This is a genomic window from secondary endosymbiont of Ctenarytaina eucalypti, from assembly GCF_000287335.1.
GTDB lineage: Bacteria > Pseudomonadota > Gammaproteobacteria > Enterobacterales > Enterobacteriaceae.
The window spans coordinates 230,389-254,886 of record NC_018419.1 but is presented as its reverse complement, the minus strand read 5'-3'; the positions used below and the strand labels follow the sequence as shown (position 1 = coordinate 254,886).

Sequence of the window (24,498 nt, the reverse complement as noted above, 5' to 3'; positions counted from 1 at the left end):
TTTAATAACAGTTATCGCTGACCACGCAGCACAATCTTTCACGCATCTATTCTTACAAGAGGGGCGGTAAGCTGATTAGGGATCGCTGTGTCACTAAGTCACTTGATCATTGAACGTTTTTACTTTATTAAAAAGATCATATGTTTAAATCAATCTAATGAGTTGCTATCATAATGAGCGATCGATGAATATGGTATTCATTCAATATTGCATGTTATCCCCCTGCCAGTTCTACAGTTACTTTGTAAGAGATATCATGTTTCTCATGATGTAGATGATGAAGCACTGTGTGGTCAGGCTAGTATACAATGCGCGTCATATGACTATAAAATGTATTATTGGCAGCAAAAGCGAGAGTAAAGACCAGAGCGACAGGGCATTAAGTAGATAAAGTGGCCGATCGTGATCGTAAGGTAGTACCGGATTCGGTGTTGCTGGATAGATCTGTTTAGAAAAACAACCGATTAGACTGGTAGTCGGTAATCGCGATCCTTCATTGCTAATTCTCAGGTCGGTAAACGCCGCGCTGTGCATACGGCACGTAGCGGTGCTTAACCCATTAAGTCTGAGACGCGTAGGATATAAATATCTGGCATCTAGAGATACATAAAGATAACGTCTACGGAGCTTTTGAGCTGCCTAGCAAAATAGCTTTGGTCGCTATTGAAAATATAAGCGTGAGTGATCTATTCTTGAGGAAACATTATCATCTTAAACAAGGAGGCCGACCTTAGACTTGTCATCCGACCGGTCAGTTAGTGGCGATTCAGACAGTGGCGGCAGACGCTAAATAGCCATTTGGTTAATTAAATAGATATCCACATGCTTTTCTAACAATCCTCGTATACACGATCCATGCATCCCCCAGATGATAAAGTGGGCATGGCCCGATAGCCTGCAGAAATGCACAGAGTATATCAGACGGTAGGGGCATCTTGGTCAATGTTTTGCCGATACGCAGAAGGTCTATCGTAGATAGTACTCTTAGGTATAGCGATGAACCGGAGGCGAAAAATAAAAAAAATAGATTCCTGCACCGTATAGCGCCGAACATTAATCACCTAGGCCATGACATCTGCAAATCTGTGCATAGTTACAAGCAAAAAATCTCTACCGCCGTGTCGGCGGTTCATGCCGGGGTCCCAGGCCCTTGCTGAAAAACTACGAGAAGATACGATTGCTAGCGCGTCTTCGATACCGATTCTAAATTGCACGTCTGCATATTGATGCCTGATTGCCCCTCGTGTCTCTGGTGTCGGACGCGACTTATGATATATCTATCTAGGATAGATATATCATAATGCTCCAGATTTCGCTATTAAGCGCAGTGTGCGGCACGCAGGAGATGTAACTTAGAACTTCTAATTTGATACACACCATGTTCCATGTCTGTTGTTTCTAAAGATTCCTTCGGGTAAAATAGCGCACCATAAGCTAAAGAAGACCACGTAGACCTGAGATTGCGTGATTGATATTTTTCTGCAAACCTGATCAGGCATAACTAGATATAACCATAACGCAATCATGCCTCTACTAACTCTCGTTCGTTCGGCGAACATGTGCGCTTATTACCCGGCACTCTCACTAGCACGGACTGGATGTGATCGAGAGTACTAATTATATTGCGAATATGATCAATGCGATCGCGCATAAGTTGGTAGTCAAAAAAACCGACCGTGGTGCTAAAAAAGCAACAGTAGGATCAAACGAAAGCCTTTATTACTGCCAATCTATTACGTCGATATCTAATGTGGTGAAGGGTATATGCAAGTAATTTAATCGAGCCGCCGGCTGCATCTTAAACCTACTTCGCGTCTAGCAGATCGCACGTTCCATCACAAGGCGCTGCACATAAGAAGCAGCTCTTCATTAGCGCAACAACATTGTCCCATTCACCGAATGGGTGCAGCGTATTTTTATTTTAAAACCTGATGCTGATGCTTCATACGCTAGAAAAAACCAGCTGCTTGCTAATGTTAGTAGCGACATCTGCTTATTGATTCTGAAACTTATTATGGCGATGGGAAATACAAATGTCCTAAGTCTAAGTATTAAGGCAATAAAAATCCTCGGTGCCAGGAAGACCATTAACATCATCAGCATACGTTAACTATATTTGGTCAGCTCAGTTTAATATAGTAGAAGAGCGTCATTCTAATTTTGCAAAGGATTTTTTGGTACTCTAGGCTACAATCCTGCTCTGTAAACGGCAGAGCAACAACCCGATTTAGGGTCTCGGTGCTCTTTGATCAGCTGAGTACGTTCAGCTAAAGGCTATCACTTTACCGAGAAGCAGTCCTCTTTATTCCTGGGCTTGCTGGTGAGAAATCCGGACAAATTCTGCTGATTGACGATCAAGCTTTAAACGCAGCTATTCCGAATCACGCTACCGCGTGAATAGACGTACCTAATAGGGTCTTTTCTTTTCCACTACTATGATGGCAAGTGTGGTGGCTTACAGCCGCCGATTAGGTTGCTGCGTTAGCTTACTAAAGTGGAGATTAATCGGCTAGTTGTCCTCTTTTTTGTCTCAAAAATCACGTAGCCTTTTAAGGGAAAACGTCGGATCCATAACCCATGGTTAAAGGTAACATAGGTTCCGCGCTCAATCTATTTTATTTAGCACTCGACAGCCTACTGATGTAGTATAATTTATTAGTAGGTATCAGCGAATGATGTAGTCGATTGTTATCCCCAACAGATGTTGAGTTCAATACTTGATCGGCCTATCGAGCCCCGTTTTGATATATGCATTCAATGCAGGCTGCAGCTTATCTGAAGGAACGCCGAACTAGGATCAGCTAATAACATTCATTGGCTGACGGCACGGTACCATCTGCAAGAGAGGACGTCGATGGGCCCCTCGACGTTAGAGCTACGAGGTTGTACTACCACATCAGGCCAGAATATGATTTGACCTATAAAGCGACATATGGAATATAGATTTGTTGAATAATAAAAAACTCTGCTTTTATACTATAAAGTATAGCAGTAAAATGCTGGTAAATACGAGTGAATTACTTTTCATGAGGCCGAACGTTATGATGTCAAGTTACAGAGATCAATGTATACAATAAACCGATAATATATATTATACAGTCTTCAATAATGCCATGCTATCATTAGCATCGATTGGACAAATCGATATTTTAGGTAACTATTATTCTCGCTTACTACATTTCTTTCAATACATAGTTTCTATGACATAGCAATACTTGAAAATCACAGATGAAACCAGGGTATAACAAGGCCTGCAGTAGTGTCGTTCTCTGAAATAATGCATAAAGTCATAAGCTACTTTCTGCATAACGGAGAGACCTGCACTTAGATGACGACCTGATACTGTTCTATTCAGATAAGGTGAATCGCCAAGGTTCTGATGATTAACTGGGCGTTTCTTTTTTTCGAAAGTTTAGCTGCATGTTATCGAAAAACGTAGACATGGTAAGGATATGCTCCATCTATCAGTAAATAACGCAATATATAAGATTATATTTTCTGATTTATCGCACAGCAGCACCACTAATACACCGGCTCTTTCGTCTTTAATAAAGAAAACACGCCTGTATATCAAGGAAGCATCGCTTAATAGCACTGCCGATATACGTTACTGAAATAACGCTCTGTTTAGGAAAACAATACAGCTGCCGATCCCAGCGTGGTGTAGGGATAGTTAATAATGCGCCTGTTTATGCTATGAAAATAACTATGCGATTAATTATTAGCGTCTAAGTGGTCTTGGGATACCTAAACAAGCAAGCAGTACGTCACTAACCCATAGTGCCTAAAACAGGTTTCTTTTAGTTTAAAAGAGCTGCGTGTGGTCATCTAAGTTTGAGTGACCATAATTCTGCCAGTCGGCAAGGCGATAGTAATGGTTAAAGAGCTTAACTAGATATGACTATTAGGAATACCGCACACTGCTGCATGACGTTACAATAGTCCTGCTGTCGGCCAAAAAATTAGAAGCTCTATTTTCTTCAACAAAGACGAAAGAAATAGCCCGATATTATCGGCGAGAGGCTATACCCAAACACGCCTAACGATACTGGACGTGTTTGGGTATAGAGGCCATCTTGAGTAACTGGCCTTATTGATCAAGCGTTCCGGGATCTCTGCAAGATAGGGAGTGGGTATGGTTGCGGTAAGAAGTGCACATTTAAATCCGTCTGGTGACTTTGCCGTGGACGAGTGGGTAGCCGGGCTGGGATTAGCCAACCCACACTTCAGTGAACAGCTAGCCGCTACTTGGCGCTACTGTGAGCAGCGGTGCCTGGGCCATGTAAATGCCCCCCTTCTATTATGGCGCAGCATTGAAATGGTAGAAATTCTATCTATGCTCAGTATGGACAACGACAGCCTATGTGCGGCACTATTATTCCCGATGGCGGATGCTGGGGTGGTAGAAGAGGCAATATTGAGGGGAACATTCGGGAAAAGCATTACCAACTTGGTACACGGAGTGCGTAATATAGAAGCTATTCGGAAGTTGAAGGCGAACCATAATGATCTCATTGCGCCGGAGCAGGGGAGTGAGATGCACCGCATGCTGCTAGCGATCGTTGAGGATTTCCGCTGCGTAGTGATCAAGCTTGCGGAACGTATCGCCCACTTACGCGAGTTGAGAAATGCTCCGAAAGATGAACAAGTGCTAGCAGCAAAAGAAGGCGCCAGTATTTATGCGCCTCTTGCCAACCGGCTCGGTATCGGCCAGTTGAAGTGGGAGCTAGAAGATTTCTGCTTTCGCTATCTGCATCCCTATGAATACAAGAGTATAGCCGAATTGTTACACGAGCGGCGTATCGACCGTGAACAGTATATTGAAGAGTTCGTTGATGCTTTACGTCAATCCATGCAGGAAGAAGGTCTGAAAGCAGATATCTATGGCCGCCCGAAACATATCTATAGCATCTGGAGGAAAATGCAGAACAAGACGCTGGCATTCAGCGAGCTGTTCGACGTGCGCGCGGTGAGGGTGGTGGTAGAGCGCCTACAGGACTGCTATGTCGCCCTCAGAATTATACATGCACTTTATGATCACTTGCCGGACGAGTTCGATGACTATGTGGCCAACCCCAAACCCAATGGCTATCAATCGATTCATACAGTAATATTTGCCTCACGCGAAAAACCGCTAGAAATCCAGATTCGCGCGCACCAGATGCATGCGGATGCCGAACGGGGGATAGCTGCACATTGGAAGTATAAAGAGGGCCGCACTGCCCTGACCGGCGGCCGATCCAGTCATGAGGAGCATATCTCCTGGTTGCGTCAGATACTGACCTAGCAGGCAGCAATAAAAGACTCCAGAAAATACTTTCATCGGTTCGTAGGGCAGGGTTTTAAAACCGGGTCTATATATTTACAACGATAGTTAACATTGTAGAGTGGCTGTCTAAAGGCATAGTTTGAAAAGACCCGTCGCGATATGGATTACCCCGCGTCAGCACTAAAATTAATAGCCGTCTCGTTCTCTGAGAGCATCGGCTTTCGCATAGTCGATCAGGTTGAAACACTTTCCACCCGAGGCGCGACTAGCTTAAGCACAGGTTAGTTCATATCAACTCCAGACGAAGTCACTTTAAAAAACATCATAGATTTTTCAATCAGGTACGGAATAAACATTACCTCCAGGCTTCCAACTTTTGAAAAGGTCTTAAAGCGTCTGAGCATTAGCGTCTGCGAAATAAAAAAATTTTTTGTGAGCAAACTAAAAATATCAATACGATCAATGCACTTCTGGCATTTATAGATGACGCTGTCGTACGTATTAACCAAATCATCGCTGACCCATAGCGTAAGCCGAATTTCCTGGTGATCAAGAAAAAAGCTGTCGCGGAGCCTTCTACGTGATTTGACTGGCATTTAAACTGACGGGCATACTAAGATCACAGGGGATTGCCGGCACCAGCAAGATGACAACATAGTGAGGCACTATTTTCATGAATGAAGAGCGAGATCTGTCGTGTATAGGCTCTCAGCATGTCATTGTTGCATAATAAGGAATCATATTCTTCACTTATGAGGTGTTCCTAGCACGGGCTGCTTATCTCTGTCGTGTCATCTTTTCATGACGTCTCGCCTCATAACGCTTTGGCGAAAAATGCAATCGATTCACTCAACCGATAGCGTAAAATTCATTAATGCAATACAGCTATTCAGCCTTGCGCTGGTTAATCTTAGTGTGAAGTTTGAAGCATCTACAGGCGCCGGATCGGCGCGCAACACCCACCGATCACCTCTGTCTGATATCCCCCTCACACAACTAGTTATGATGAAAACCTCAAAAATTGAGTAGCTCTGTATATCGCTCTAGACCGCTATTGCATCAACAACTAGGTTCTACTAAAAGTAGCTAAGGAGATCGATCTATGTACGTATTAGTACATGCATAGTCGGAGATGCATTTAGTCAAGCGTGCATGGAAAGTGCACGCTTGACTATTCGCCCAAGTATGTTACCCGGGCCTTTTGATCAGGCGGCGTCAAGGCTCTGCAATAGATGAATCTAAATTAGTCGCACCGCTTAAAGCAGGTGGAAGCAATTCGCAGCGGCCAAAGACTTGCTTCACTTAGATGAGAGAGCCTAGAGATACTAAAAGACTCCTGGTAGAAGGTAAGGAAAAGTGAAAAAATGCATGAATATGCGTAGCTGTGATCCGGACAGTGATGGTGCCATAAAAATAGGGGTTCTGTAGCAATCCATGCATTATAGTGGTTGAGTCACTAGGTGCAAGGCTGTAGTGGTTTTTTTTATTAACTTATTACTGAATACCTTGCCCAGCGCTTACCTAGAGGGTAGCGATATGCGGACTGTAAGAAAACTAATATTTTTGCTGACATGTGGATTTCGAGTATACTACTCACCCGTCTTGGTTATTCAGTCTTTACACCTATTTCTCAGGTCTAGCATGACAACAAACTATATTTTTATAACCGGCGGGGTCGTCTCTTCTTTAGGTAAAGGCATCGCTGCAGCCTCCCTAGCAGCGATTCTTGAAGCCCGGACCCTTAATGTTACCATCATGAAGCTTGATCCCTATATCAATGTGGATCCAGGCACCATAAGCCCTATACAGCATGGCGAGGTTTTTGTGACAGAAGACGGTGCCGAAACAGATCTGGATTTAGGGCACTATGAGCGTTTTATCCGAACTAAAATGTCACGCCGTAATAATTTCACCACTGGCCTTATCTATTCCGAGGTGCTGCGAAAAGAGCGTCGCGGCGATTATCTGGGCGCCACAATTCAAGTGATACCACACATCACGAACGCCATTAAAGAGCGTATTATGGAATGTAGCGCAGGCTATGATGTGGTTCTTGTAGAAATCGGCGGTACAGTGGGGGATATCGAATCGTTACCGTTTCTGGAAGCCATTCGCCAAATGGCGGTGGAAGTCGGACGCGCACAGACCCTCTACATACATTTAACCCTAGTGCCTTATATAGCGGCAGCAGGAGAAATGAAAACCAAGCCGACCCAGCGTTCGGTGAAAGAGTTGCTCTCTATCGGTATACAGCCTGATATTTTAATATGCCGTTCCGATCGGTTAGTGCCTAATAATGAGAGGGGCAAAATCGCTTTGTTCTGTAACGTGCCAAAAAAAGCAGTGATTTCTCTTCAAGACGTTGATTCAATTTATAAAATTCCATCGCTATTAAAATCGCAAGGACTAGACGATTATATTTATCAACGGTTTGGCTTGAACTCCCCAGAGGCAGATCTGTCAGAGTGGGAGAAAGTTATTTACCAGCAGGCTAATCCGATCGGTGAAGTACGCATCGGTATGGTCGGTAAATATATCAAGTCACCGGATGCCTATAAGTCAGTGATAGAGGCCCTGAAACACGCAGGACTGAAAAATCGCCTGAAAGTTAATATCCGTTTAATCGATTCTCAAGATGTCGAAACCCGCGGCATCGAAATGTTGAAAGATTTAGAGGCTATTCTTATCCCCGGTGGCTTCGGCTATCGTGGAGTCGAAGGTACAATCCAAACCGTAAAATACGCTCGAGAGAAAAAAATCCCGTACTTAGGAATCTGTTTGGGCATGCAGGTAGCATTAATCGAATTCGCGCGTTATGTAGCGGGGATGCAGGATGCCAACTCCACCGAATTTGTTCCAGACTGTAAATATCCTGTGGTGGCAATGATCGCTGAATGGCGCGATCAGGTTAAAAATTTGGGAAAGCCCGTCGCGAAAGACGCGATGGGGGGTACAATGCGTTTGGGTAACCAAGCCTGCTATCTAGTAGCCGGTAGCCGAGCGCAGGAATTGTACGGCGCAACAACTATAATAGAACGACACCGACATCGCTATGAAGTGAATAACGTGTTATTGAAATACATTGAGGCCGCTGGGCTACGCGTCGCTGGTTGGTCGGAAGACTATAAGCTAGTAGAAATGATCGAATATCCGGATCATCCGTGGTTTATTGCTAGCCAGTTTCACCCAGAGTTCACCTCGACTCCCCGTGATTGTCATCCGTTATTTTCGGGCTTCGTTAAAGCTGCAGGCGACTATCAAAAAAGCCAGAAATAACAACAGAGGGGCTCGAGTAGAATCGGCGCTGCACCATTCCTAACGGAATGATGCTGTAAATTTTATCGAGGAAATGCGAATGTCCAAAATTGTAAAAGTCATTGGCCGTGAAATTATTGATTCTCGCGGACACCCGACCGTAGAAGCAGAGGTACATCTGGCGGGCGGTTTCGTTGGTCTGGCTGCGTCACCGTCTGGCGCGTCCACCGGCTCTCGCGAGGCGCTGGAGCTGCGTGATGGTGACACATTCCGCTTTCTTGGCAAGGGTGTAACCAAAGCGGTAGACGCAGTCAACGGTACTATCGCTCAGGCTCTAACCTGTAAAGAGGCAACAGATCAGTCCGCTCTAGATGCAACTATGATCGACTTGGACGGCACTGAAAATAAATCTAAGCTTGGCGCTAACGCCATTCTAGCAGTCTCACTCGCAGCTGCAAAGGCAGCGGCGGCATCCAAAGGCATGCCTTTATATGAGCATATTGCTGAGCTGAACGGCACTCCAGGGCAATTCTCCATGCCCCTGCCAATGATGAACATAATCAACGGAGGTGCACACGCAGATAATAACGTCGACATCCAAGAATTTATGATCCAACCAGTCGGCGCAAAAACCTTTAAAGAAGCAGTGCGTATGGGTTCTGAAGTCTTTCATCATCTGGCCAGAGTTCTGAAAAAAAAGGGAATGAACACTGCTGTTGGTGACGAGGGAGGCTATGCGCCGAACCTAGAATCCAACGCTGCGGCGCTGGAAGTAATCAAGGAAGCAGTTGAGAAAGCGGGGTATGTTCTGGGCAAGGACATCACCCTGGCGCTGGACTGTGCAGCGTCTACATTCTTTGAAGAATCTACGGGCACTTATAAGCTACAGAGAGAAGGAAAGATTTTTACTGCGGAGGAGTTTACCCATTATCTAGAAGATCTCACTAAAAAGTATCCAATCATTTCAATTGAAGATGGCCTGAACGAATCTGACTGGGCCGGTTTTTCTTATCAGACTAAAGTGTTGGGGAAAAATATACAACTGGTAGGAGACGATCTATTTGTTACAAATACTAAGATTCTAAAAAGAGGCATCGAGCAAGGAATTACTAACTCTATCCTAATCAAACTCAACCAGATTGGCTCGCTCACCGAAACACTGGCGGCGATCAAAATGGCCAAGGATGCTGCTTATACCTCCATCATATCCCACCGTTCCGGCGAAACCGAAGATGTGAGCATCGCCGACCTCGCGGTCGGGACATCCGCTGGACAGATTAAAACTGGTTCGATGAGCCGTTCTGACCGAGTAGCGAAATATAACCAGTTAATGCGTATCGAAGCAGCCCTGGGTGAGCGTGCACCATTCAATGGTTTGCGTGAAGTGCAAGGACAAATGTAATTACAGTATCACCCCGCGGCCATAACGCTGTAGGGGTGAAAGTCTTGTTTCTTGTTTCGAGGTGCTTTTGTTACTAACAGAAAGGAAAGTGTCATTGTTTCTATTAGAGATTTGCCAACAACAGAAATCTTCTCATCATCATTTTTCAAGGGAAATCTATGCAATACCCTCTTAATGAAATTTTTCAGACCCTTCAGGGGGAGGGATACTTTACTGGAGTGCCAGCAATTTTTATTCGATTGCAAGGGTGTCCTGTGCAGTGTAGTTGGTGCGACACAAAACATACCTGGCAGCAGGATGTGACTGATCAAGTCACACTGAGGGAAGCGCCCCTGAAAAAAAAAGACAACAGCACCTGGGCTAACCTAACAGCTGAAGAAATGATCACGATAATCTTTCAGCAAGGTTGGACAGCTCAGCACGTTGTAATAACTGGTGGTGAGCCCTGCTTGCATGATCTGATGCCCCTGACTTACGCCCTAGAACAGCAGGGTTTCAGCTGCCAGATTGAAACTAGCGGTACCCAATACATTCACTGTACGCCAAAAACCTGGGTAACGGTATCGCCAAAAATAGATATGCGCAAAGGCCTGCCAGTGCTGCTTCAAGCGATAAACCGCAGCGATGAAATTAAGCATCTTGTAGCGCGTCAGCGTGATATTGAAGAGCTAGATGAGCTTTTAAAGACCCTAAACGATGCAAAACAGCCAGTGATTTCACTACAGCCTATTAGTCAAAAAGAGGCGGCTAACCGATTGTGTATCGAGACCTGTATTTCACGCAATTGGCGATTATCTATACAAACACACAAGTATCTTAACATCAAATAGTAGATTAAGATGCTACAATGACTTTAATATAAAAACTGTACACTGATCATAGAATAAGTAAACACTCACCTAATATACTACAATCCCCTTTAACTCGAAGTTAATCAGCGAGCTTCTCTAGACTCAACAACACTAAAAAATGATACCAATGGTACTTTTCTTGATCCAGAAAACGACACTATATTAGATATCAAATGACAGCTCAAGGGATGTAATCTTAATAAAATTATCCAGGCGCTCAATGAGCGCACTCACCACATGACTCTTGGTATAGTAAAAAATCATTCTAGATACAGAAACATCTCACATACATTCGGACATAGGATCAATGTCTTGCTTGAAGACAGTAGCGTGCATGCTGCCGAAGCAGCGCAATGATTAATATTTCAACCAGACAATGGTTGCGTGAGACGGCCTGAGAAAACAGGAGTTATTGACTGAATACGCGATCATACGCTTTTGTTGTGACGTCAAGTAGTCACTTTGGGTAATCAAAAGTCTATTCTTAGAATACTTATGTAAGTGATTTGAATATATGCTTTATAAAGCGCAATGTATATAGGTCATGATTAACGTAAGTGCAGCCCTCAAGCAGCGCAATTTTCTAACCGTATAAATGCAGCAGATATCTCTTCCTGTACTAATAGGGGGAGGTTGCTTTTGAACGCCAGGTTCACTACTAAGCTAGTAGTCAGACCAAACTATCATTACCATGCTGGTGGTGAATCAGAGATAGACCATGTCACGAAAAACCTGTCATGAGTTGATTCTTAATCTTATAAAGCTCGTGCTTAGATAGCTACGCCATGCTTTACACAGCACAGTCAGCAAAGACACTTGAAGATCACTATAAAAATGAGCTTGCGACACGAGTCTTTTTACTGGCCACGGTAAATACAGCCTGCAGTACAAGTTTCTTTAATCGTCACGGCGCTTAATATTGGTAGATTTGGTTTAAGCTGCCCCCAAACCCATTGCGCCAATACTTCGCTGGTAGGATTTTTTAGGCCAGGGATATCATTAAGATAATGATGGTCGAGTTGATTGAGGACTGGGTTGAAGGCAGCTTTCAAGTCGGCAAAATCCATAATCCAGCCGGTATTGGGGTCTACCTCGCCAGTCACCTCAAGGCGTATTAAAAAGGAATGTCCGTGCAGCTGGCTACACTTATGTCCTGGGGGGGCATGAGGCAACCGGTGGGCAGATTCAAAAATGAAATCTTTATATAACGTGGCTATCACTATCTTTTCTCATTGTACTACATTCACGGCAGAGACACTATGAGTGCATGATAATTTTATGTATCTCCTCCTCGGAATTTCTCGAGGTAATATACTTTTCCCTTGGTTGCCCGATTACCCACTACTAGGTGGCGGATGTCTAAGGTTAAGTAAATGTTACTTCTATATTTTATCAGATCATCTCGGTAATTGTAAGTATTATTTAATCTTTATTAAGCAATTAAGTTATCTGATGAATAGGGTCTTATAAGGATAATTGCGCAGCAATGAGGGGAGTGTCTCTCAGCATATTATGCATTAGAGTCCGGTGAGCGCTATTATTTTTCTGCATGGTCTCCCCATTCTTTTGGTATGGTTAGAAAGGCTCTAATGACCTGCATAAGCCTGCCGCGACCCGTGAGTATGAGTGATAGACTAATCTAGTCCTTTAAGTTTCATTAATAATAACCTGATCCTTGTGCTCAATTATCTCTTTACTCTGAGCCTATTAATGAGTTAAGACGGTGCTTCCGCTGCAGCAGGGGCGGCTATCATTAATGTTGTCGGCCGAAGCCCGTTTGTAGTCTAGTTCGTGTGCTTTATCTAATTTGGTAGAGCCGGTTAATAAGTGATGCTAGTATTACTATACATCAGAAAAAATAATGCATTTGATGTATCTTTTTGGTCCTTGCCAGATAGCGCGAAAGCCTTTCTTTACATTTTTTTAACACCTTTATTTCCGAGCTTGTTATGGTTCTTTACTACAAGCTTCAGGTTTAGTCTAGGACCCATAACGCAATTAGTTATTTTTGCCCCGTGTTCACGTTTTTCATGGTATTCTGTACCCGTCTTTACTCTGTATGACTGAGTAAAGCAGAGTCTATTAATCTAAAGTAGCAGCTTTATAAAGTTAAAATCGAGTCAATGTCGCCCGGTAAAGTCTGGGGTGAAAGAGCCAAATATCCCATGCACGAGTACTATCTTAATGATAGGTTTATTTGAATAGCACAGCAGTCGTCCATGTTATTCAGGCAAGATATGTTCTATCCGCGCAACAATAGTTAAGTCATATATACTCTATTTGACTAGATTCTGGCGTGGCCTAACGGCTTGCTAGGAACTAGATTAGTGAATAATTGCAAACTCTCTCTTGTCCCTAGAGACTATCGATATGAAATAAATACATTTTGCTGAACCAATAGTTGCCTATATTCCGATCTGTTTAATAGAATTATTCTGTGTAACTGTTGTGTGTAGGAAGGCGATGCAATAAGCCTGGTAAAAGCACTTACCCGGATCATGCTGTGAAAAGAACATACAGAAAACCATTTGCATCGCATCACAATAGGTTTTGCTGCAGGCCTGCTTTTCAAAAAGTCTTATTAAGCACCGGGTCTCTTATTTATGCCTTATGATGTTTAGTTATTTATTATTCACATCACATCCTTTATTGTCGACCGTCAACTAGTTAACCTTAAAACTCCCGCTAATCTTTAATTGCCCGGCCTCATATGCCTGCACAAGGAAATTCTTATCTCCATGACGAAACAGGTCCCCTCTACAGCACTGCCGCTAAGCGCGAAGCAGCTTGATCAGTTTCAGAAAGCGGCCGGTGATCTTTCGCCCCTACAGTTAGCCTGGATTTCTGGTTATTTTTGGGGGCAGGTAGCCGATAGTCATCCCCCCCGTGCCGGAGTGCTACCTCCAGAGATCATCTCTGCCGTGAGGCCCATTACGTTGCTTAGTGCCTCACAAACCGGTAACGCGCGGCAGCTTGCTGAGGAACTCCGTGATGATTTGATCGCCGCACAGCTTGCTGTGGTCCTGATTAAGGCAGGCGACTATAAGTTCAAGCACATGTCACAGGAAAAAGTACTACTAGTAGTAACTTCTACGCAAGGAGATGGGGATCCTCCGGAAGAAGCGATCGCGCTCTATAAATATCTATTTTCTAAAAAAGCACCGGCGATGACAGATACGCACTTTGCGGTGTTCGGCCTCGGCGACCGCTCCTATCAACACTTTGCTAAAACCGGCAAAGATTTCGACAGCAGGCTCGCTGAGTTAGGGGCACAGCGTCTACACGATAGGGTAGACGCTGATGTAAACTACCAGTTGCAGGCTGAGGCCTGGCGTACTGCAATCGTAGAACGGCTAAAGGCGTGGGTAGAGCTCTCTAGGCCAGTTCAACAAAAAGTGTCTGTCGGTTCTAATAGCAATAATATTGATGTTAGCTCTTACACCAAAAACGCGCCTCTTAGCGCGCATTTATTGCTGAATCAAAAAATCACCAGCCGGGAATCTCTGAAAGATGTGCGCCATCTAGAAATTGATCTGGCTGATTCAGGGCTGCATTATCAGCCTGGTGATGCGCTGGGGGTATGGTATGAAAACGATCCCGCGTTAATCAATGAATTGTTAGAGCTGCTGTTGCTGAAGGGCGACGAACCAGTTGACATAGCGGGGAAGACCCTATGCCTTAGCGAAGCTCTGAAAAAACATTACGAGCTGACGCACAACACCCCAGCTCTAGTAGAGGGCTATACTAACCTAGTAGGAGGGGGCTTGCTTTCGTCGGTTGTGCAAGACCAGGCGAAATTACAACATTTTGCCTTAGCCACTCCAATTGTCGATATGGTGCGATACGCGTCTATTGCGCTGCGCGCTGAGCAGCTTCTAAAACTTCTTCGCCCTCTTACACCGCGCCTGTATTCGATATCTTCGTCGCAGGCTGACGTTGGGGAAGAAGTGCATATTACGGTTGGTGTCGTGCGGTATGAAATTAATGGTCGTGGTCGCAGCGGCGGCGCCAGCAGCTTTCTGGCTGATAGATTAAGGGAGGAAGATGAGTTGCGTGTATTTATTGAGCACAATGATAACTTTCGTCTTCCGAGCGATCCCGATACGCCAATTATTATGATAGGACCAGGTACGGGGGTCGCTCCGTTCCGGGCATTTTTGCAACAACGCGCAGCCGACGGCGCCCCTGGAAAAAATTGGCTTTTTTTCGGTAATCCGCATTTCATTGATGATTTTCTCTATCAGGTAGAATGGCAGCGCTATGTGAAAGAAGGACTATTAAGTAACATCGATCTTGCCTGGTCGCGTGATCAAGCCCAAAAAATTTATGTACAAGATAGAATTCGAGAGAAGGGTGCCGAAGTGTGGCACTGGATCCAGCAGAACGCGCATATTTATGTCTGTGGTGATGCTCGTCACATGGCCCGTGATGTAGAGCAGGCACTTTTGGCCGTGGTGGCTAAGCACGGCAACATGCATGTTGAGCAGGCGGATGAATTCTTAAGTGAGCTGCGCATTGAGCGCCGTTATCAGCGGGATGTATATTGATGAGCGAACAACAAAAAAAAGTCACACTATCCGACAACGAACGGTTAAAAAGCGAAAGCAATTTTCTACGAGGTACCATCACACAAGATCTACAAGACGGGCTGACCGGAGGCTTCACTGGAGATAATTTTCAGCTAATCCGCTTTCATGGTATGTACCAACAAGACGATCGCGACCGACGCGCTGAGCGTGCTGAGGCAAAAATGGAGCCCCTGATTAATATCATGCTGCGTTGTCGCCTACCGGGCGGTGTAATCACCCCAAAGCAGTGGTTGGGAATTGATGCATTTGCCGCCGAAAACACTATCTACGGTAGTATCCGTCTGACAACCCGGCAAACATTTCAGTTTCACGGAGTGCTTAAGCAACAGTTAAAAGGAATGCATCAACTGCTGCACCGCCTGGGACTAGACTCTATCGCGACCGCCGGAGACGTCAACCGTAACGTACTCTGCACCTCTAATCCCATTGAGTCCGTTCTACATCGGCAAGCCTGGGAATGGGCGAAAAAAATCTCCGAACATCTTTTGCCCAGAACACGTGCATATGCAGAGATCTGGCTAGAGGGTAAACAAAGCGAAACCACCGAAAATGAACCCATCCTAGGGCCGACGTATCTGCCACGTAAATTTAAAACTACAGTGGTCGTTCCCCCACTGAACGATGTAGATCTTCACGCCAACGATCTTAACTTTGTAGCTATCAGCCATAAAGGGCAACTGGTGGGGTTCAACGTGTTAGTCGGTGGCGGTTTGGCAATGACTTTCGGTGACAAGAGCACGTATCCACGCAAGGCTAGCGAATTTGGTTTTATCACTCTAAAAGATACATTGAAAATCACCGAAGCGGTCGTAACCACCCAGCGTGACTGGGGTAACCGCGCTAATCGTAAGAACGCTAAGACCAAATACACACTAGAGCATGTAGGTGTCAGCGCGTTTCGGAAGGAAGTAGAAAGCCGCTCGGGTATTCAATTCACCCCCACCCGCTCTTATGCCTTTACCGAACGCGGCGATCGATTCGGTTGGACTAAGGGGATCGATAATCAATGGCACCTGACGCTCTTTATAGAAAATGGCCGTATCCTTGATTACTCGGATCGCACACTTAAAACTGGCTTGGCGGAAATCGCTGGCATCCATAAAGGAGATTTCCGCCTAACCTCTAACCAAAACTTGATTATTGCTGGCGTTCATAGAACGGATAAAGCGGTGATTGAAACGCTAGCTCGGCGCCACGGATTAATTAACGATACTATCACTTTGCAGCGAAAAGCCTCTATGGCCTGCGTAGCGTTTCCTACCTGTCCCCTAGCGATGGCCGAAGCTGAGCGCTTCCTTCCTGCATTCGTTAGTAGGGTAGAAGATATCATGTCAGCTCACGGGCTGGAAGATGACGCAATCATACTCCGCGTAACTGGCTGTCCAAACGGCTGCGGACGTGCCATGTTAGCGGAAATCGGGCTGGTAGGTAAAGCTATCGGCCGCTATAACATATATTTAGGTGGTGATCGTATCGGCACTCGAATACCGCGCATGTATCGTGAAAATATTACCGAAAACGAAATATTAAGCATCATCGATGACACTGCAGGCCGTTGGGCGCGTGAGCGCCGGCCGAAGGAATCTTACGGAGATTATGTTGTGCGGGCTGGGATAGTCAGCGCGGTGGTAGATTCAGCTCGCGATTTTTACGATTAACTGGAGGGGGTATGAGAGATTGGGAGCTGAGCGAGTTAAATTCGCTAGACAAAGACAAACGAGCGTCAGTGCTGTCGGCTGTAAATAAGAAGCTGGAAAGCCAAACTGCAGAACAACGAGTCACTTGGGCGCTGGAGCATCTTCCGGATCAAGCGATAATGTCATCGAGCTTTGGTATTCAGGCAGCAGTGAGTTTGCATTTGATGACTCGCTATCTTCCAGACATTCCGGTGATTCTGATCGACACGGGCTATCTGTTTCCAGAAACCTACCGCTTTATTGATGAGCTAACCGAGATGCTGGGGTTGAATTTGCAAATATTTCGTGCCTTCACCTCCCCTGCCTGGCAGGAGGCGCGTTACGGAAAACTTTGGGAACAGGGTCTCGAGGGTATTACTCGATATAACCACATCAACAAGGTAGAGCCGATGCGCCGTGCGCTCGCAACCCTTCGTGCGGGCACCTGGTTTGCAGGGTTGCGTCGTGGACAGGCTGGTAGTCGTGCCCGGTTACCAGTGCTCGTAATCCAGCATGGGCTGTTCAAGCTGCTGCCCCTGATTGATTGGAATGACCGAGATGTGCATCACTATCTAACCCGCCACGCCCTACGCTATCATCCGCTATGGGAGCAGGGCTATTTGTCAGTGGGCGATACTCACACGACGCGCAAGTGGCAGCCGGGGATGAGCGAGGAGGAGACGCGCTTTTTCGGGCTGAAACGCGAATGCGGCCTACATGAAGAATGAAAGTACACTGCGCACCACTGGGTTACTTTGCTAGAGTTGCTTGAAGACGCGGTGAGTTTTTCCGAGGCTTGAATTTACAGTGATACCCCGCTGGGATCGAAAGCAGGACCTAGAAATTCATACTTAACCCTCGGCAAGGCTCAGTGTTCAGCTGAACAGCGGGAGCATATCCTCGACAACAGGTGCTTTTGACAAAAATGGTGATGCTGAAACTAAGGTTGAGTGATCCAAATAGATCTTACATTCGATCACTAGCGTCCTTAAATTCACTACTGGCCCCGTTTTCTTGTTGCTCCTTTTAGATCTTAGACGCCGCTGCCCTGCCGCAGCAATGCGTAACCCCGACGGTTAGCAGACACTGAATTATTGTACAAAGAAAGCTTAAAATCACTTATAACTCGCAGTATTAATAAATCATCAGACGGCCAACACAAACTTGAGGCTCCGAACGACATACCACGCGCTTTCATATCAAGGTCAAGAGAAGCAATGACCAGGACGCGTCCTGTGCGGCGATTCTTAATAAAACGCTCATTCAGCGTATGGCGTACGCGTGTGTCCGTTGCGAAATAGCTATTATTAAGGTCTTAATAATCTGCGTGGGTTATTTTGAACACCTGAGAGATAATATTACCCCCTATTTTATGTATTTCTTGTAGGATTCTTAATCCTTAGCTGGGCCTATAGAGTCGGCGAAGATATGACAATAGCTTATATAATTGACGCTTTTTCGTATTGCATGTGAGGGTAGAATGTAGGTAGACAGGATGCAGCAACGGGGAATGGTTCTAACTAAAAGTTACCCCTCCTGATTAGGGGCAACGGATGATGAAAAGTCTTATTTTACGAGAACGCTCTCAATATGCAACCGTGTAAGTTTCAATTATACTATATGTAAAGTCAGCAAAAGAACATCCCCTCTGTCTCTGACAGGCTGACGAGTGCTGTTATTCCATAAAGATAAATGAAATTCCAATTAAGAATTTCATATGATATCAATTTTTATCGTAATATAATAATATTTCTAAACAAGAATATACAGGTTGCTGTGGACTATTTACCGCTATTTGCCGATCTCAAGCGACGTCCAGTACTAGTGGTTGGCGGTGGGGATGTTGCCACACGAAAAATTCAGCTGTTAATGCGCGCTGGTGCGCAGATTAGAGTTGCGGCCAGAGTGCTATGTCCAGCGCTGACAGAAATTCATCATGCCGGCAGCCTTGCCTGGTTAGGCGAATCGTTTGAACCAGCTATGTTAGACGACGTCTTCCTGGTAATCGCCGCAACTGATGACGTTATACTAAACGCTCAAGTCTCACGGTGTGCCGAACGGCGCCATTTACTAGCCAACGTAGTAGACGACCAGACGTATTGCTCATTCATCTTTCCTTCGATTGTCGATCGTAACCCTATTATAGTGGCTATTTCTTCCGGGGGCACGGCCCCGGTGCTCTCGCGCATGCTGCGCGAGAAACTGGAATCGATACTCCCGAGCTTTCTCGGTCCCATGGCGGCCATAGCTGGGATCTGGCGCGGCAGGGTAAAAGAACGGATCTGCAGCATGGCTGGCCGCCGACGATTTTGGGAAAAAACACTGCATGGCCGCTTTGCTAGTCTAGTGGCACAAAGACGCTTAGACCAGGCTGAAACAGCGCTGAAACACGCCCTCTACACCAATCAGAAGGATGTAGGCGAGGTGGCGTTAGTCGGTGCTGGACCCGGAGATAGCGGGCTATTAACGCTGCGCGGCCTGCAGCTAATGCAGCAGGCCGATGTAGTACTTTATGACTACTTGGTCAGCCAGGAAGTGCTTGAGCTAGTACGGCGCGATGCAGATAGGATCTGCGTCGGCAAACGTGCCGGTCAACAATCAATGCCGCAGCAGGAAATAAATCGCCTCCTAGTAAGGCTTGCGCAGCAGGGTAAAAAAGTAGTGCGGCTCAAAGCGGGCGATCCTTTTATTTTCGGTCGCGGTGGCGAAGAGCTCCAAGCAATAGTGGCGGCGAGCATACCTTTTCAGGTGGTGCCCGGTATCACTGCGGCCGTGGGTGCTACCGCCTATGCCGGCATTCCGCTGACCCACCGAGAACACGCTCAAAGTATTACTTTTATCACCGGGCATCTTCGAGCCGGTGCCGATTCCCTGGATTGGCAGGCGCTAGCACGTGGGCGTCAAACGCTTGCAATCTATATGGGAGTGGTGAAGGCCGCAGAAATCAGCAATCAGCTCATTCGCCACGGACGATCAGAAAAAACCCCCGTAGCAGTGATAAGTCGCGGAACCCGAAGCGACCAGTACGTTCAAACGGGGACCTTAGCTGCACTAGAGGAACTGGCGCAAAAGGCCCCGCTCCCGACAGTGCTAGTCATAGGCGAAGTCGTTGCCCTTCATCATGAAATCAATTGGTTTGGTCAGCAACAGCTGACAGCGCAAAAGCGCGCGCCCGTTGTCAATCTGGCGTAAGGATGTCATTTATGGATCAACAACGTTTTACACATCTACGACAGCTAGAAGCTGAGAGTATTCTGATTATCCGGGAGGTGGCTGCTGAATTTAGTAATCCCGTGATGATGTACTCCATCGGTAAAGATTCATCCGTGATGCTGCATTTAGCCAGAAAAGCCTTTTATCCAGGAAAACTACCGTTTCCGCTGCTGCATGTAGATACAGGCTGGAAATTTCGTGAAATGTATGCATTTCGAGATCACACTGCTAAAAGCTACGGGTTCGAGCTGCTTGTTCATAAAAACCCAGCAGGACTAGCAATGGGCATCAACCCCTTCCTGCATGGAAGTGCCAAGCATACCGACATCATGAAGACCGAGGGCCTGAAGCAGGCGCTATATCAGTATAAATTCGATGCTGCCTTTGGGGGCGCCAGGCGCGATGAGGAGCGATCTCGCGCTAAAGAGCGCGTTTACTCTTTCCGTGACCGCTCTAGCCGCTGGGATCCAAAAAACCAGCGGCCAGAGCTATGGCACATTTATAACGGTCAAATCAACAAGGGCGAGAGTATTCGTGTTTTCCCGCTTTCTAACTGGACTGAGCTCGACGTCTGGCAATATATTTTTCTAGAAAAAATAGAAATCGTACCCCTATATCTTGCCAAGAAGCGGCCGGTGCTTGAGCGAGACGACATGCTGATTACAGTAGACGATGACCGAATTGACCTACAGCCGGGTGAAGTGATCGAACAACGCATGGTACGGTTTCGCACGCTCGGTTGCTGGCCGCTAACCAGCGCTATAGCGTCGAGTGCTCAGACTTTGCTTGAGGTTATCGAGGAAATGCTAGTGTCAACTAGCAGTGAGCGCCACGGCCGACTGATCGATCGCGATCAATCCGGATCGATGGAAATGAAAAAGCGTCAGGGTTATTTTTAAGGAGCCATCGACATGAACAAGGCTATAGCTCAGCAGATTACCCTACAGGGTGGAGTAGAAGCTTATCTACACGCCCAACAGCAAAAAAGCCTGCTACGTTTTTTGACCTGCGGCAGTGTTGATGACGGCAAAAGCACCTTGATTGGCCGCTTGCTACATGATACTCGACAAATCTACGAGGATCAGCTATTGACTCTGTATACCGATAGCAAGCGTCTTGGCACCCAAGGTGACAAACTAGATCTAGCGCTATTAGTAGACGGTCTACAGGCTGAACGCGAGCAGGGCATTACTATCGATGTCGCTTATAGGTATTTTTCAACTGAAAAGCGTAAATTTATCATTGCCGACACGCCAGGCCATGAACAATACACCCGCAATATGGCTACTGGCGCCTCGACATGTGACTTAGCCATCTTGCTGATCGATGCGCGCAAAGGGATGCTGAACCAAACACGACGCCACAGCTTCATCAGCACCCTGCTGGGCATCCGTCATTTAGTGGTAGCAGTGAACAAGATGGATCTCGTGAAGTTTAACCAACAGGTATTTGAGAACATACGTCAGGATTATCTGCGCTTCGCAGAACAGTTACCGGGTGATTTAAACATCCAGTTTCTTCCTCTTTCCGCGTTAGAAGGTGATAATGTCGCCTCAAAAACTACGCGAATGCCTTGGTATTTAGGCCCCACTCTCTTGAATATCTTAGAAACCGTAGAGGTGGTTGACCTTAACGAGCTGCAACCTATGCGCTTCCCTGTGCAGTACGTAAATCGTCCAAATCTAGATTTTCGCGGATACGCCGGAACCTTAGCGGCTGGTGTATTGCGAGTGGGTCAGGCGCTTAAAGTTCTACCGTCCGGCGCGACCTCCACCATTAACCGCATTGTTACGTTTGATCGCGATTTGCCTGAGGCTTGGGCTGGTGAAGCGATTACGCTAGTCTTGTCAGATGAGCTAGACATTAGCCGTGGTGATCTGTTGGTAGATGCGAGCGAGACGCTACTGCCCGTGCAAAACGCGAAGGTAGATGTAGTATGGATGACTGAACAACCGCTCTTGTCGGGACAGAGATTCAATATAAAAATTGCCGGTAAAAAAACTTGCGCGCAGGTATTGAATATTGAGTATCAGTTTGATGTTAATACATTAACCGAACACATAACGGATACGTTGCCGTTGAATGGCATTGGACTGGTGGAGTTAGCGTTTGATGAACCGATGATCCTTGAGAAGTACAACGATAATCCAATTATCGGTGGTATGATTTTCATTGACAGGTTAAGCAATGTCACTGTTGGCGCTGGCATGGTCCGGAAGACGCTGAAAGACGCCTGCCTTAAACATGGAAATTACAGTGCATTTGAACGTGACCTGAATGCTCTAGTGCGTCGTTATTTCCCCCACTGGGGGGCAACCGGTCTATTAGGAGATAAATGATGGCCGATAATGCTGTGCTTCCGCATAATGACAATGTGGTCTGGCACACTCACCCAGTGACTCGCCAGGATCGCGAGTTATTGCATAAGCATCAAGGCGCAGTGGTCTGGTTTACTGGTCTCTCTGGTTCAGGAAAATCTACGCTCGCAGGCTTGCTAGAGAAAGAGCTGTATCAGCGAGGCGTAAGCACGTATCTGTTAGACGGTGACAACGTTCGACAGGGCTTTTGCCGAGATCTTGGCTTCAGCGATGAGGACCGACGCGAAAATATTCGCCGGGTCGGCGAGGTGGCGCGCTTGATGGTAGACGCAGGTCTTATGGTACTGACAGCGTTTATTTCCCCACACCGAAACGAACGGCAGCTAGTACGTGACATGCTGCCTGTGAACCGATTTATAGAAGTCTTTCTTGATACGCCTTTAAAAATTTGCCAGGAACGCGATCCCAAAGGGCTGTATCAAAAAGCACATAGCAGCGAGCTGCTTAACTTTACCGGAATCGACGCCGTTTATGAGACGCCTCAGCGTCCGGATTTGCATCTTGATGGCAAAGAGTTACTGTCAAATTTAACCGGTTGTTTATTAGGTTTCTTGAATGAGCGCTTTATGCTCGATCCCTGAATTCTATTTCAGCGTAAAGACAATTTTTACTGAAAATTATTAGCAAGATATAGTTGTCATTATGCCAATCCTAGCATCTTATGCATGCTATAAATAATCCTCCTCACATCAGAGAGAAAAGATCTCTCTCTTGATACATTCGCCCTCTTGCCATATATCTACGCTCTAGAATTGAAGTAAAAGTGGGTCTCAAAGAAAAACTTTCGGCTTTGGTTTTTTATTGCAGATCACAATCTATAACCAGTTTTTACGTTTAAAATACAAATACGGCGCCACCCCAGCTAAAATCATAAACATAATGGCACTAGGGTAGCCTAAAGACCATTTCAGCTCCGGCATAAACTCGAAATTCATTCCATAGCTTGAGGCAACTAGAGTTGGGGGCAAAAAGACGACCGACACCACTGAAAATATTTTAATAATTCGGTTTTGTTCGATATTGATAAATCCCATCGCCGCTTGCATCAGAAAATTTACCTTCTGGAAAAGTGATTCATTATGGGGCAGCAGTGACTCAATATCACGTAGAATCTCGCGGGCCTGCTCTAACTGTCCTGAAGGGAGTCGTGCTTTACGCACCAGAAAATTTAACGCACGCTGGGTATCCATCAGGCATAAGCGAACCTTCCATCCTACATCCTCCAGCTCAGACAAGGTAGAGAGTGCGTTGTCATACTCATCACCCTGGTGGCCATCCATAATGACTAGGCTCAGAGCTTCAAGATCACTATAGATGTTCTCGATTTCATCTGCTAGCTGTTCAATTTTAGTCTCGAACAAATCTAGCAAAAGCTCATAGGCGTTACCATCAAGGAGCGTTTGGCTGCGAGTTCGCATCCGGTACAGTCGAAACGCAGGCAATTCTCGCTCGCGCAGGGTATACAGCCGGCCTGCGCGGATCGTAAACGCTACAGTGGCGTTGCCAGCGTGATCTTCCGTGTCAGCATAAAAGAAAAAAGAATGTATATGTAGCCCGTCCTGGTCCTCAAAAAAACGGGCAGACGCTTCGATGTCTTCCAACTCTAGGCGTGTCGCGAGACTCTGGCCCAGCTCCTGGTGTACCCGTTCACGCTCATCTTTTCCGGGTTCAATTAAATCAACCCATACCGCTGCGGTTAGAGTACCGATCTCATCGGTATCAAGACGCGATAAACGATGATGTTCCAGTTTAAATGCATTCAGCATACGCCCTCGTTTCTTTTATAGCCACAAACGGGAAACGCATTAGATCACAGAAATAGGCGGTGAGGAGTCACTGTCGAGTTTCAGACCGTTAAAGATCTA

Annotated in this window: 13 protein-coding genes and 1 pseudogene; 12 read left to right on the top strand and 2 right to left on the bottom strand. The window is 46.0% G+C overall.

Going from position 1 to position 24,498, the window contains the following annotated elements; genetic code table 11:
* Positions 1-4,135: 4,135 nt before the first annotated feature.
* From A359_RS00670 to queE, 5 genes and pseudogenes are all read left to right on the top strand, one after another.
* A pseudogene (locus tag A359_RS00670) lies at positions 4,136-5,388 on the top strand (HD domain-containing protein); the annotation flags it as partial.
* A gap of 715 nt (positions 5,389-6,103) precedes the next feature.
* A complete protein-coding gene (locus A359_RS00660; protein ID WP_044104442.1) occupies positions 6,104-6,298 on the top strand; it encodes a hypothetical protein in 195 nt (64 codons plus the stop codon).
* Between the two features lie 612 nt (positions 6,299-6,910).
* On the top strand, positions 6,911-8,545 hold the full coding sequence (gene pyrG / locus A359_RS00655) for a glutamine hydrolyzing CTP synthase (protein WP_044104441.1): 1,635 nt from the start codon (positions 6,911-6,913) through the stop codon (positions 8,543-8,545).
* Positions 8,546-8,624: 79 nt separating this feature from the next.
* Positions 8,625-9,926: a phosphopyruvate hydratase gene (eno, locus tag A359_RS00650; protein ID WP_014887855.1), complete on the top strand. Its 1,302-nt coding sequence runs from the start codon at positions 8,625-8,627 to the stop codon at positions 9,924-9,926.
* A gap of 158 nt (positions 9,927-10,084) precedes the next feature.
* Positions 10,085-10,756, top strand: coding sequence for a 7-carboxy-7-deazaguanine synthase QueE (gene queE, locus A359_RS00645; protein WP_014887854.1), 672 nt, complete (start codon positions 10,085-10,087; stop codon positions 10,754-10,756).
* Between the two features lie 878 nt (positions 10,757-11,634).
* Here the strand turns inward: queE and queD are convergent.
* Complete coding sequence (gene queD, locus A359_RS00640) at positions 11,635-11,997, bottom strand: 6-carboxytetrahydropterin synthase QueD (RefSeq protein ID WP_014887853.1); 363 nt, start codon at positions 11,995-11,997, stop codon at positions 11,635-11,637.
* Between the two features lie 1,518 nt (positions 11,998-13,515).
* On the opposite strand from queD, the gene cysJ reads away from it, so the two are divergent.
* The 7 genes from cysJ to cysC all read left to right on the top strand — a co-directional run bounded on the left by cysJ (position 13,516) and on the right by cysC (position 23,214).
* Positions 13,516-15,324 carry an NADPH-dependent assimilatory sulfite reductase flavoprotein subunit gene (gene cysJ, locus A359_RS00635; protein WP_014887852.1) on the top strand — a complete coding sequence of 603 codons (1,809 nt, stop codon included), beginning with the start codon at positions 13,516-13,518 and terminating at the stop codon, positions 15,322-15,324.
* Positions 15,324-17,024, top strand: a complete 1,701-nt coding sequence (gene cysI, locus A359_RS00630) for an assimilatory sulfite reductase (NADPH) hemoprotein subunit (RefSeq protein ID WP_014887851.1) — start codon at positions 15,324-15,326, stop codon at positions 17,022-17,024. Before cysJ ends, cysI begins: the two co-directional genes overlap by 1 nt.
* 11 nt (positions 17,025-17,035) lie before the next feature.
* Positions 17,036-17,770: a phosphoadenylyl-sulfate reductase gene (locus A359_RS00625; protein ID WP_014887850.1), complete on the top strand. Its 735-nt coding sequence runs from the start codon at positions 17,036-17,038 to the stop codon at positions 17,768-17,770.
* A gap of 1,048 nt (positions 17,771-18,818) precedes the next feature.
* Positions 18,819-20,234, top strand: coding sequence for a siroheme synthase CysG (gene cysG, locus A359_RS00620; RefSeq protein WP_044104440.1), 1,416 nt, complete (start codon positions 18,819-18,821; stop codon positions 20,232-20,234).
* 11 nt (positions 20,235-20,245) lie between these two features.
* Positions 20,246-21,154: a sulfate adenylyltransferase subunit CysD gene (gene cysD / locus A359_RS00615; protein ID WP_014887848.1), complete on the top strand. Its 909-nt coding sequence runs from the start codon at positions 20,246-20,248 to the stop codon at positions 21,152-21,154.
* Positions 21,155-21,166: 12 nt separating this feature from the next.
* Complete coding sequence (gene cysN, locus A359_RS00610) at positions 21,167-22,594, top strand: sulfate adenylyltransferase subunit CysN (protein WP_014887847.1); 1,428 nt, start codon at positions 21,167-21,169, stop codon at positions 22,592-22,594.
* Positions 22,594-23,214 (top strand): adenylyl-sulfate kinase, encoded by a 621-nt coding sequence (gene cysC / locus A359_RS00605; protein WP_014887846.1) that lies wholly within the window; start codon positions 22,594-22,596, stop codon positions 23,212-23,214. The genes cysN and cysC overlap by 1 nt, the downstream gene beginning before the upstream one ends.
* A 234-nt stretch (positions 23,215-23,448) precedes the next feature.
* Here cysC and corA read toward each other — a convergent pair whose 3' ends face one another.
* Complete coding sequence (gene corA / locus A359_RS00600; protein ID WP_014887845.1) at positions 23,449-24,399, bottom strand: magnesium/cobalt transporter CorA; 951 nt, start codon at positions 24,397-24,399, stop codon at positions 23,449-23,451.
* Positions 24,400-24,498 lie beyond the last annotated feature (99 nt).